Below are 12,714 nucleotides of genomic sequence, written 5' to 3' on the forward strand. Positions count from 1 at the left end.
TATATAAGCTATATAAGCTGCATAAGCCGCATTGTTTTGCCCGGCACGTTCAACGCTTTAGAGCGTTGAACGCCGGAGATGAAATCGACGCTTCAGTAACCCGCATTGATGAGCTGCTGCTTCTGTTTTTGCTGAAGCAGTGCGCCCATCTCGCCAGATGCTGAGCTTTGCTGCGACCTCACTGACACGGGCCGTATATGCGTCTGTGCTTTCTGATTGCCGAGCTTAAACACGCTGACCATCTGCGCCAGATTTTGCGCCTGATCCTGCAACGAGACTGAGGCGGTGGCAGCTTCTTCAACGAGTGCTGAATTTTGCTGCGTCGTATCGTCCATCTGCGTGATCGCCTGATTCACCTGCGCGATACCGAGGCTTTGTTCCTGGCTGGCGCTGGTGATGTCTTGCATAATCGCAGCCACTTGCCCGACGCTGTTGACAATATCGCGCATGGTTACGCCGGCCTGTTCGACCAGCTTACTACCCGCCTGCACCTGATCCAGCGAGTCACCGATCAGAACTTTGATTTCCTTTGCGGCTGCCGCGCTGCGCTGCGCCAGATTACGCACTTCGGTCGCCACCACGGCAAAGCCGCGTCCCTGTTCACCGGCGCGCGCAGCCTCTACTGCGGCATTCAATGCAAGGATATTGGTCTGAAATGCGATGCCATCAATCACGCCGATAATTTCGGTAATTTTTGAAGCGGAGCTGTTAATGCCATGCATAGTGCTGACCACTTCGCTGACGACGGCGCCACCTTTTGCCGCTACTTCTGATGCTGACGCTGCGAGCTGATTCGCCTGCCGCGCATTGTCTGCATTTTGGCGTACCGTGGCGTTTAATTCTTCCATTGAGGCCGCAGTCTCCTCCAGCGCGCTGGCTTCTGCTTCAGTGCGCGCAGATAAATCCATGTTACCGGCGGCGATCTGGTTTGACGCCGAGGCGATGGTTTCGGTGCCAGCTCTGACCTGACTGACGATATCCGCCAGACTGTCGCGCATGTGTTTCATCGCATTCAGTAAGCTGCTGTGATCGCTTGATTCAATCTTGATTTCGGTGGACAGATCACCGGCAGCGATGTGGCGCGCAATATCTGCCGCATAAGAAGGCTCACCGCCCAGCTCACGCGTGATACTGCGGGACAGCAGCCAGGCGCAGATCATGCCACAGATAAATGCTGCCAGCGACAGCGCCAGAATCGTACTTTTTGCGCTCTGATAATTATCCTGAACAGCGTTGGCAAGATGATTCAGATATCCGCGCTGCGCTTCCAGTAATTGCTGTACCAACTCCTGATATTTCTTGGCGGCAGGCATAAACACCTGTTCGATAATCCGGTTTGCTTCTTCTGCTTGCCCGCTATTTTTGGCACGTAAAATATCTTCGCGTGCAGCAGTATAAATTTTTCTCTGTTCTGTAATGTCGCTGAATAAGCGCTTTTCTTCATCAGTCGTTAATAAGGGCTCGATCTTGTCGCGCATTTCAGTCGCGCCCTTCATCGTGACCGCAGCATCTTCTGCGAAGAACGCCGTTAACGAGGGATCGCTGCTGCGCGCAATGGCGGCTGTGCGCCGGACACCAACCTGAATGTAACGATACCAATCAGAAATCATGCGCTCTTTTGCTAATGGCAGCTCCATCATCAGTTTAGTTTCTGAGGCGGTCAGTGCCAGTCGCCATTGTGCAAATCCGGTTGCGATAAATGCGAGCAACAGAATCATGAAAAAGCAAAGGCCAAGCCGTGTGCTGATTTTTAAGTTATTGAGATTCATAGTAATAGACGTGCAGATACAGCCATCGTGAAAATAAATGGAGAGAATTAAAAAAAATCAGAGTGTTGTCGGGGCGAAGAAAAAATATCCCGCAAAAAGCTACGGCAACGGGTAACGTTAAACAATATTGCTTGTGTTTGCATAACGCGAATTGTCATATCCGGCCGTCGCAGATATGAACAGCATTCAACAGGGTAACGTGGGTAAAGACCGCTTATGACGGATAAACTGTCTTATCCCACGTACTGTTGAATACCAGCTCCGGCTAGTGAAAACTATCCGGAGACACAGGCATCCCGATCAGGATGCTGTTTGCAACAAATGGAATAACTGATCTTTCAGGCTGATACGGACTTTTTTCAGATTTTCCAAGGCTTCATCGGCCAGATGTTCCACATCATTTTCTGCACGATTGACAGCTTTGTCCGCTTCGTCGTATTCAGTGAATAATTTTGCAAAGTGTGCATTCTGCAATTTCATTGTGTGAATTTTGTCTTTAAATTCAGGAAATTCCACTGCTAAAGGATGATGTTCTACTTGCATATGTGCTCCAGTTAAAATTTGTAAATGTCAGTCTGACCTTATGGTATTCGGTTCCTCTTTTTATAGCGTGATATAGATCAATTGATTCAAAGTATTTCAGCTGAGCCAAAGGTAAGTGAAAGGTGAATTATTGCAGTGCCGCCGTACTCAGCTCAGACGCAAAGCTGGCTGGCTGCTAAGTGTAGCAGCACGGTGTGTTGCTGGCAGGGTGAAAATGCTGACTGCCTGTGTCAGTGCCATCGCCTGTTCCTCCATACTTTCGGCAGCAGCAGCGGCTTGTTCCACCAGTGCCGCATTTTGCTGCGTCATTTCATCCATCTGGGTAATGGCAAGATTAATCTGTTCTATGCCGGAACTTTGTTCCATGCTGGCGGCCGTGATCTCGCTCATGATGTCCGCCACATGCTGCACACTTTTGACAATCTCATCCATGGTTTTGCCGGCGTTATCGACCAGTGCACCGCCTTGATCCACCTTGCTGACTGAATCGTCGATCAGCAGCTTGATTTCTTTGGCTGCCGTAGCACTGCGCTGTGCCAGGTTACGGACTTCGGAGGCGACGACGGCAAAGCCGCGTCCCTGTTCGCCAGCGCGTGCCGCTTCTACTGCGGCGTTCAGCGCCAGAATATTGGTCTGGAAGGCGATGCCGTCAATCACACTGATGATGTCGACAATCTTTTTGGAACTGTCTTTAATCGATCCCATCGTTGCCACGACTTCCTGCACCACGGTGCCGCCTTTTACCGCGACTTGTGTGGCCGATACTACCAACTGATTCGCCTGGCGCGCATTATCCGCATTTTGCCTGACGGTGCTGGTCAGTTCTTCCATGGAACTGGCGGTTTCTTCCAGTGACCCGGCCTGCGATTCTGTGCGGCTAGACAGATCCGCATTGCCATGAGCAATTTCCTGCGAGGCGACGGTAATCGTTTCGGTTCCCTGCTTGATCTGGCTCACTGTTGCCAGCAGGTTGTTTTGCATTTGCAGCAGCGAACGCAGCAAATCACTCAGTTCATCGCGCCCTTCAGCTTTTATGCTGGTGCTGAGATCACTGTTGGCAATACGGTCGGCAAATGCGGCAGCATTCGTGATCGGTCCGATAATGCTGCGCGCAATCATCCATGCCGCAACACCACCCAGTGCCAGGGTTAGCAAGCCGATGATCAGCATGCTGGCCAGCGATTTTCTGTAATTACTGTTGGAGCCATCGTAGGCGACTTGCATGGCTTCATGCTGTTGCTTTGCCAGTTCAGATAATTCGTTCATCCATTTTTCATGCGGCACGACGAATTCCGTTTGCAGCAAAGCAGAGGCATCGAAGTAATTTCCTTCTGCAACAAAATCACGGATTTTTTTTGAGATCGATAAGATCGCTGTTTTCTGATCCAGAGCCTGCTTCAGCGTTTTCTGACCAGCCGCATCGTCAATCAGCTTTTTCGCCAGCGTTTCAGATGTGTCGTATATTTCCAGTGTACTGGCCAGTCGCTTTGATTCCTGCGCTGCTTCGGCAAGGTCACGCGGAGAACTCATTTTTCTGAGTACCAGCGCTAAGGCGCGGCCTTGTTCGCGCATTTCGGTGGCGGCATTCAGACTCGCGACTTTGGTCTGAAAGATGTAGTCGGTTGAACCTTGTAACTGGCTCAGTTTATACAGACCGAGAATCAGCAAGACCGTTGCAAACAGTAGCACGATACCAAAGCCCAGCATCAGGCGGGTGCGAATCTTGAGTTCGGTCAGGTAGCTCATGGTCAGTTTCTTTTCTTTAAAATAGTATCTGCCAGAATAGCGGCTACGGATTCTGAAGACCGCACCGCGCGATGGTGCTTTATCTTAGTGCAAAAATTTACCTGTGGAATTATTTTCTCAAAAAAACCACTGTTGATCGTCGTGATTTTTTGCAACAACGTGCGTACCAATTCTGTGCAAGTAAAGTTAGATTTTTTTTCGTGGTGTGTATGTAAATGTTTAATCTGCAATGCTGTATGTCGCATGCTTGAAATCGTACACATCATCACATTTATTTTTTGCAAAATAAAAAAAGGAAGCGCTTGGCTTCCTTTTTTAATATCAAAATATGTGACCGGCAGGTTTATTGTTCCCGCAGCCAGACCTGTGTACGTCCAAGAAATGGCGTACCGATGTAACCGCGGACATTGAGTTTTTTATTGTTATCAGCGAGCGTCAGTTTGCTGCTGTATAACTTACCATTGCCCGGATCAAGAATTTTGCCGCCATTGTATTCGTCACCGTCTTTTTTCAGACCAAACAAAATAGTCATGCCGATAATCGGCTGATCTTTATTTGTGCCTTCGCATTTGTCGCATTTAGGATTTTTATCTGCATCGGCTTCGAGAAACAATTTTTCGATTTTTCCTTGCAGTTCACCACCGGTTTCAGTGATGCGGATCAGCGCTTTCGGCTTTCCGGTTTTATCGTCGATATTTTTCCAGAGACCGACAGCGGCTTCTTCTGCATGCGCGAAAGAGGAAAACAAGAGGGAAAGAAATGTAGCCAGAAGTGCAGTTTTTTTCATAGTCTCACCAAATAAGTTTATTTTTTTTGCGGTTTTCATCTGTGGTTACGTACATGAAAACCGCTTTCCTGAGCGCTGATTGTACGTGGCGAAACTTGCGCCACGCACAATATTTTTAGAGCAACTACTTTAATTTAACTCACTGCCTTACAGACTAAACACGCTGTTTCAAGCTGCTGGCAATTTACCGAATTGCTCGCGCAGTTTGAACAGTGTCGCAGAGAAATTCGCCATTCTTTCTTTCTCTTGGGCGACCACCGCGGCTGGTGCGCGCGCGACAAAACTTTCATTGCCGAGCTTGGCTTCTGCTTTGCCGATTTCTGTTTCCAGACGCGTGATTTCTTTACTCAGACGTTCGCGTTCGGCAGCAACATCGATCTCGACTTTCAGCATCAGCTTGGATTCGCCAACGATGGAGACTGGTGCCGGTGATTCCGGCAAAGCATCCAGTACCTGCACTTCAGACAGCTTGGCTAACGCCTGCAGATACGGTGCAAAGGATTGCAGACGCGCCTTCTCTTCTGCATTCGCTGCTTGCAATAACAGAGGTACACGCAATGCTGGTGATAATTGCATTTCACCGCGCAGATTGCGGCAAGCGTCAGTCATGGCTTTCAGCGCATGCATCCAGGCTTCGGCTGTCTCATTGATATTCTCTGCCACGGCAAGCGGATATGGCTGCACCATGATGGAGTCGCCTGCTGGATTTAAAGTCTTACCAGCCAGCGGTGCAACGGTTTGCCACAGCGCTTCGGTGACGAAAGGAATCACAGGGTGCGCCAGACGCAGCGTGACTTCGAGTACGCGCAGCAACGTGCGGCGGGTGGCGCGCTGTTGTGCTTCTGTACCTTGTTGCACCTGGACTTTAGAAACTTCCAGATACCAGTCACAGTATTCATCCCAGACGAATTTATAAATAGCGGAAGCGATATTGTCGAAACGATAGTCGGCAAAACCTTTTTCGATTTCTGCTTCTGCGCGTTGCAGTGTCGAGATGATCCATTTGTCGGCTTGCGAATAATCGAGATCGGCATCGGTCACATCTGCACCGAAACCGCAATCTTTACCTTCGGTATTCATCAGCACGAAGCGGGTTGCATTCCACAGCTTGTTGCAGAAATTGCGATAGCCTTCGCAGCGACCCAGATCGAAGTTGATATTGCGACCGAGTGAAGCGTAGCTCGCCATTGTGAAGCGCAATGCATCTGTGCCGTAGGCCGGAATGCCATCGGCAAATTCTTTGCGGGTGGCTTTTTCAATTGCCGTTGCCTGTTTAGGATTCATCAGGCCAACCGTGCGTTTGGCGACCAGATCATCGACTTTGATGCCATCGATCAGATCAATCGGATCGAGTGTATTGCCTTTCGATTTGGACATTTTCTGACCGCTGGAATCGCGCACCAGACCATGCACATACACGGTGTTGAACGGTACCTTGCCAGTGAAGTGCGTGGTCATCATGACCATGCGTGCCACCCAGAAGAAAATGATGTCGAAACCGGTGACCAGCACAGATGACGGCAGGAAGTGTTTGATGTCCGGTGTTTCTTCCGGCCAGCCCATCGTTGAGAACGGTACCAGCGCAGAAGAGAACCAGGTATCGAGCACGTCGTCATCGCGCTTCAATGCGCCGGTATAGCCAGCTGCCGCGGCTTTTGCTGTCGCCTCTGCTTCATTGCGGGCGACGAAAATTTCACCATTGTCGCCATACCATGCCGGAATCTGATGACCCCACCACAATTGACGCGAGATACACCAATCCTGAATGTTATTGAGCCATTGGTTGTAGGTATTGGTCCAGTTTTCGGGCACGAATTTGATTTCGCCGGAAGCGACTTTTTCGAGCGCGACTTCAGCGATCGATTTGCCCGGGAAATGCGTACCTTCCGGCGCAGGTTTGCTCATCGCCATGAACCACTGATCGGTCAGCATCGGTTCAATCACCACATTCGTACGGTCACCACGTGGCACCATCAATTTGTGTGGTTTAACGGATTCGAGTAAGCCTTGTGCATCCAGATCGGCCACGATTTGTTTGCGTGCCACAAATCTATCCATGCCCTGATACACCGCTGGTGCGTTTTCATTGATCTTTGCATCCAGTGTCAGGATGCTGATTTTGTCGAGATTGTGACGTTGACCAACGGCGTAATCGTTGAAGTCATGCGCTGGCGTGATCTTCACACAACCGGTACCGAAATTCTTATCCACATATTCATCAGTAATTACGGGGATTGTGCGATTGCAGAGCGGCAGGGTGAGTTGCTTGCCAACCAGCGCAGTATAGCGCTCGTCGGTTGGATCAACGGCAACAGCGACGTCTCCAAGCAAGGTTTCAGGGCGCGTTGTGGCGACGACGATGAAGTTGCGCTCTTCCCATTCTGTGGCCTTGCCATCTTCATCGAAGGCAATCGGAAATTGATAATTGCTACCATCTGCCAGAGGATAACGGATATACCACATCGAGCCGTCTTCTTCTTCCGATACCACTTCAAGGTCAGATACCGCAGTGCCGAGTACCGGATCCCAGTTCACCAGACGTTTGCCGCGATAGATCAGACCTTGCTCGACCAGACGCACGAATACTTCGGTGACGGATTTCGAGCGCTCGGCATCCATCGTGAAATATTCACGATCCCAATCGGCGGACGCGCCCATGCGACGCATCTGGCCGGTGATCGTGGAGCCGGATTTTTCTTTCCATTCCCAGACTTTTTCGAGGAATTTTTCACGGCCAAGATCATGGCGTGAAATTTTTTGCGCATCGAGCTGACGCTCCACGACGATTTGCGTCGCGATACCGGCGTGATCGGTGCCGGGTATCCACGCCGTGTTGTAACCGCGCATACGATAGTAACGTGTCAGACCATCCATGATGGTCTGGTTAAATGCGTGCCCCATATGCAGCGTGCCGGTCACGTTCGGCGGCGGCAACTGGATAGAAAATGAGGGTTTGCCATCGTCCATGCTGGCCGCGAAATAACCGCGTTTCTCCCACTCGGAGCGCCATTGTTGTTCGATTTCTGCGGGTTCGAAAGACTTCGCTAATTCCATGATTGTCTGAAAGTTGAGTGTGCTAAACCTTTGATTATAAATGACAGTGCTGTCTGATATCGCGCTATTACATAATTCTGCCCGGCTTTTTGCTGCTTAGTCCTGTCAATTGTCGTAGAAGTTTTGCTACCTGTTTTTTAGTCGCTCCCGCATTTGTCCCAAAAATGTTATTTTTTTGCGATAAAGTGTTAGGATAGATTTTCCTGCCTTTTACTTTTCGTTGCTTATAAATACCGATGGCGAACCTCAGAACGTGGACTTTTATATCTCTGTGTGTCTGTGGTGCGTTGGCCCTTTCGCTATCGGCGTCTCCTGCAAAAGCTGACGAAAAGGCCGATCTTGAACATATCAACAATATCCGGAAATTATCTGATACCGATAATACCGAAGCCTTAAAACAACTTGAGTTCCTGAAACAAAAACAGTTCGCCAAATCGACACCCAAGGTGCGTCTGGAGGCGCTCAAGGTCATCGTCAGCCTGTATTACGATGCGGGACGGATACAGTCCGCGCTTGATAGCATTGCTGAATTAAAAACACTGGCAGGATCTGAACATGATCAGGATGGTGTGGCAATCGCCCGCATCATGGAAAGTTACGCACTGATTGATGATGGTAAACCCGATGATGCGATAAAGAACTTATTACAGATACGATCTACTCTGCATGCATCCGCCAGCGCGGAGGTTCGTATGCGTTTGCACAGTGCGTTTGGCTCGGCGTATTACATTACCGGTAATTTTGCGGCGTCATTGCAGCATTTTCTCGAAGCATTACGGCTCACCGATGAGCTGACCACACGCAAAATCGAAAACCGCATGTACAAACTGGACGCCATTGCCAAGTTGTACTCCGTCATGAAAGACCCTGAAAAAGCGCTGGTGACGATAGATGAAGCTTTTTCTTTGTCGCCTTTGTCGCGCTCACCCAAAACGGCGGCATCGCTGAACATCAGCCAGGGAATTGCATTATCGGCGCTGCACAGAAATAAGGAGGCAGCCGAAGCGTATAAGCGCGCCCTGAAACTGGCCAACGAGGCGGGATTAGTCGCCATGGCGGTGACCAGCCTGATTAATATCAGCGATTATTACCTGATCATGAATCAGTACCGTCAGGCGGAAAATTATGCAAGGCAGGCACTCAAAGAAGCTGAGACACTGAAGGACAAGCAATCGATCACCATCGCCCGTGTGAATCTGGGGTTTGCGCTGGCAGGTCAGGGAAAGATTTCCCAAGGCGTTGAGTTGATTAACGACGTAGTGAAGTACTTTCTCGACTCGGATCAGAAGCCGGATGCCGAGGCTGTACTAGCCGAGCAGGCCGCGATGTATGAGCGCGCCGCTATGTACAAAGAGGCGTTACAAACCGTGCGTCAGCAGCAAGAACTCAGCAACGAACTATTTCGCTCAGACCGGGCCAAGGCCGTTGCCGCATTACAGGAACAGTTCCATTCCGAGCAAAAGCAGAAGCAGATTGAATTACTGGCGAAAGAAAATGACCTGAAGGACGCGGACATCCGCAATCATCGCTTGCAGCAAATCGTTACGCTGCTGGGGGCGATTGTGACTGTGCTGATGGTGGCATTTTTGTTCCTGTTATATCGCCGGGTAAAGAGGATTAATCTGCAATTGCGTGAAGCTAATTCACAGCTGGAATTTCATGCCATACGTGATCCGCTCACCGGGCTTTACAACCGCCGTTCTTTCCTCGACATGATGAAGGCAAGAATGGCGCAGGCCGAGGCGGAGCGGCGCGATGTGCAGGAAAATAATCCGGATTGTCTGATCTTGCTGGATATCGATTATTTCAAACAGATTAATGATGGATTGGGGCATGCCGTTGGGGACGCGGTGTTGATGGAAGTAGCGCACCGGTTGCGGAAAGTGGTGCGGGACACCGATATGGTGCTGCGTTGGGGCGGAGAGGAATTTCTGGTGTTTTCACCGAAATCGTCGCCATCCCAGAGCGCCGGTTTGGTTGAACGTCTGTTGCAAGCGGTTGGAGCTGAACCTATCGTTGCCGGCGACAAGGAAATACAGGTCACGGTAACCGCGGGCTTCATTGCCTTGCCATTTTCTGACGTACCAGAGTCGGCATTCGGCTGGGAAAAAGTATTGCAGATTGCCGATATGGCGTTGTACCTGGGGAAGGCACATGGTCGTAACCGTGCTTACGGTATTTCGCGTTTGTTGGTTCCGCCTGAGATCGCGTTGCCAGTGCTGGAAACGGATATCTCCACGGCGATTGCGAATGGCATGGTGGAGTTGATCGAAGTGTCGGGGCCACCCAGGCTGGATTTATCATTCGCTAAAACGCCAGAGCCGCATTGATACTGATATTGGTTTGTCTGATTTTCATCATGCAATCGTAAAATTGACACTCTGATTAAATCCGCAATAAACCCGCTATAATGGCGGTCTTCCGGGCAAAGACAAAAGCACTGTTTTTGCCCGGATAAAAAATGCTAGGGGTCCTGTCCGCACTTGTGCGATGACGGGTGAGAAATACCCTCGAACCTGATCTGGATAATGCCAGCGAAGGGAAGCTGCTAAAGACTGCCAACGTCGTTACCGCGACAACTGCCACCTCTTTACAAACTCCTTTGCTGGCTCCATGCCTATATGCAAAGCGCAAAGGAGCCAAAATGAATGCCAACCCACAATTTCTGTCCGCCACCGCGACAGTTGATGAAGCCGCGATACAGCCGCTGCCGAATTCCCGCAAAATCTATGTACAGGGCAGCCGCCCCGATATCCGCGTGCCCATGCGCGAAATCAGCCAGTCGGATACGCCCGCCATGTTCGGTTCGGAAAAAAATCCGCCGATTTATGTCTACGATACTTCCGGTCCGTACACTGACCCTGACGTCAAAATTGATATCCGTTCCGGCCTGTCTTCTGTGCGTGGCAACTGGATTGCAGAAAGAAACGATACCGAAGAGCTGGCTGGCCCGACTTCCGAATATGGCATAGCGCGGCTGAATGATCCCAAACTGGCTGAACTGCGCTTCAACCTGAAACGCAAACCACGTCGAGCGCTGGCAGGAAAAAATGTGACGCAGATGCACTATGCGCGGCAAGGCATCATCACACCAGAAATGGAATACATCGCGATTCGCGAAAACCTGCAACGCAAAGAATATCTGGAACAATTAAAAGCGTCCGGCCCTATGGGTAACAAGCTGGCAGATCTGATGGGGCGCCAGCATCCGGGGCAGTCTTTTGGTGCAGCCGCATTTTCCAATCCTTCGAATGAGATCACGCCGGAATTCGTGCGCTCAGAAGTTGCACGCGGCCGCGCGATTATTCCGGCGAACATCAATCATCCTGAAGTCGAACCGATGATCATTGGACGTAATTTTCTGGTGAAAATTAACGCGAATATCGGCAACTCCGCAGTGACTTCATCGATAGGTGAAGAGGTCGAAAAAATGACCTGGGCGATACGCTGGGGCGGCGACAACGTGATGGATCTGTCGACTGGAAAACACATCCATGAAACCCGCGAATGGATCATCCGCAATTCGCCGGTGCCCATCGGTACTGTGCCGATTTATCAGGCTTTAGAAAAAGTGAATGGCAAGGCAGAAGATCTGACCTGGGAAATCTTTCGCGACACGCTGATTGAGCAAGCAGAGCAGGGCGTCGATTACTTCACGATCCACGCAGGAGTGCGTCTGCAATATGTGCCGCTGACAGCGAAACGTATGACAGGCATCGTTTCGCGTGGCGGTTCTATCATGGCGAAATGGTGTCTCGCGCATCATAAAGAAAGCTTCCTGTACGAGCATTTCGAAGACATCTGCGAGATCATGAAAGCCTACGATGTGTCATTCAGTCTGGGAGACGGTTTGCGTCCAGGTTCGATTTACGACGCCAACGATGAAGCGCAGCTCGGTGAATTGAAAACGCTGGGCGAATTGACGCAGATAGCGTGGAAACACGATGTACAGGTGATGATAGAAGGGCCCGGTCATGTGCCCATGCACCTGATCAAAGAAAACATGGATCTGCAACTAGAACAGTGCCACGAAGCGCCGTTCTACACACTGGGACCATTGACGACCGATATTGCACCGGGTTACGACCACATCACTTCCGGCATCGGCGCGGCGCAAATCGGTTGGTATGGCACGGCCATGCTGTGCTACGTGACACCGAAAGAGCATCTGGGTTTGCCGAATAAAGTCGACGTCAAAGACGGCATCATCACTTACAAAATTGCCGCGCATGCCGCTGATCTCGCGAAAGGCCATCCGGGTGCGCAAATCCGCGATAACGCCTTGTCGAAAGCTCGTTTTGAATTCCGCTGGGAAGATCAGTTCAACATCGGTCTTGACCCTGACAAAGCGCGCGAATTTCACGATGAAACTCTACCGAAAGATTCTGCCAAAGTCGCGCATTTCTGCTCTATGTGCGGGCCGCATTTCTGCTCCATGAAAATCACGCAGGAAGTGCGTGATTACGCAGCGAATCAGGGTATCAGCGAAATCGATGCGCTGAAAAAAGGCATGGAAGTGAAGGCGGTGGAATTCATTCAATCCGGCGCTGAAATTTATAAAAAACAGTAAGCGGTGACGATGATGGAAATTCAGTTAAATGGCGCGCCGCATCAGATCAGGTCTGCACAACTGGTGGCTGATTTAATTGCCGATCTGAGTCTGATGGATAAAGCGATTGCGGTGGCGGTGAACCGCCAGATTATTCCGCGTTCATGCTGGGCAGATCACGCATTGCAGGCGAATGACAAAGTCGATGTGGTGCGCGCCATTGGTGGCGGCTGACGGCTGAAAAATAACTCAGGCAGTGCTGACTG

General features: G+C 50.4%; 8 protein-coding genes and 1 riboswitch. Of the genes, 3 read left to right on the plus strand and 5 right to left on the minus strand.

The window, feature by feature from the left end; genetic code table 11:
* Positions 1-92 precede the first annotated feature (92 nt).
* The 5 genes from H8K38_RS00090 to H8K38_RS00110 form a co-directional block, all read right to left on the minus strand.
* Positions 93-1,769, minus strand: coding sequence for a methyl-accepting chemotaxis protein (locus H8K38_RS00090; RefSeq protein ID WP_186882761.1), 1,677 nt, complete (start codon positions 1,767-1,769; stop codon positions 93-95).
* A 300-nt stretch (positions 1,770-2,069) separates the two neighbouring features.
* A complete protein-coding gene (locus H8K38_RS00095; RefSeq protein WP_186882762.1) occupies positions 2,070-2,312 on the minus strand; it encodes a YdcH family protein in 243 nt (80 codons plus the stop codon).
* Positions 2,313-2,459: 147 nt separating this feature from the next.
* Positions 2,460-4,058: a methyl-accepting chemotaxis protein gene (locus H8K38_RS18610; RefSeq protein ID WP_186882763.1), complete on the minus strand. Its 1,599-nt coding sequence runs from the start codon at positions 4,056-4,058 to the stop codon at positions 2,460-2,462.
* Positions 4,059-4,401: 343 nt separating this feature from the next.
* On the minus strand, positions 4,402-4,845 hold the full coding sequence (locus tag H8K38_RS00105) for a DUF2147 domain-containing protein (protein ID WP_186897109.1): 444 nt from the start codon (positions 4,843-4,845) through the stop codon (positions 4,402-4,404).
* A 168-nt stretch (positions 4,846-5,013) separates the two neighbouring features.
* Entirely contained in the window at positions 5,014-7,899 is a 2,886-nt protein-coding gene (locus H8K38_RS00110; RefSeq protein ID WP_186882765.1) for a valine--tRNA ligase, read from the minus strand.
* Positions 7,900-8,186: 287 nt separating this feature from the next.
* Between H8K38_RS00110 and H8K38_RS00115 the strand changes: the two genes are divergently transcribed.
* The 3 genes from H8K38_RS00115 (at position 8,187) to thiS (ending at position 12,682) form a co-directional block, all read left to right on the plus strand.
* Positions 8,187-10,229: a diguanylate cyclase gene (locus H8K38_RS00115; protein WP_186882766.1), complete on the plus strand. Its 2,043-nt coding sequence runs from the start codon at positions 8,187-8,189 to the stop codon at positions 10,227-10,229.
* Between the two features lie 126 nt (positions 10,230-10,355).
* Positions 10,356-10,459, plus strand: a riboswitch (TPP riboswitch).
* A gap of 84 nt (positions 10,460-10,543) precedes the next feature.
* Entirely contained in the window at positions 10,544-12,469 is a 1,926-nt protein-coding gene (thiC, locus tag H8K38_RS00120) for a phosphomethylpyrimidine synthase ThiC (protein WP_186882767.1), read from the plus strand.
* 12 nt (positions 12,470-12,481) lie between these two features.
* Positions 12,482-12,682 (plus strand): sulfur carrier protein ThiS, encoded by a 201-nt coding sequence (gene thiS, locus H8K38_RS00125; protein ID WP_186883309.1) that lies wholly within the window; start codon positions 12,482-12,484, stop codon positions 12,680-12,682.
* Positions 12,683-12,714 lie beyond the last annotated feature (32 nt).

Origin of the sequence: Undibacterium sp. FT79W, from assembly GCF_014284215.1 — a bacterium.
GTDB lineage: Bacteria > Pseudomonadota > Gammaproteobacteria > Burkholderiales > Burkholderiaceae_D > Undibacterium > Undibacterium aquatile.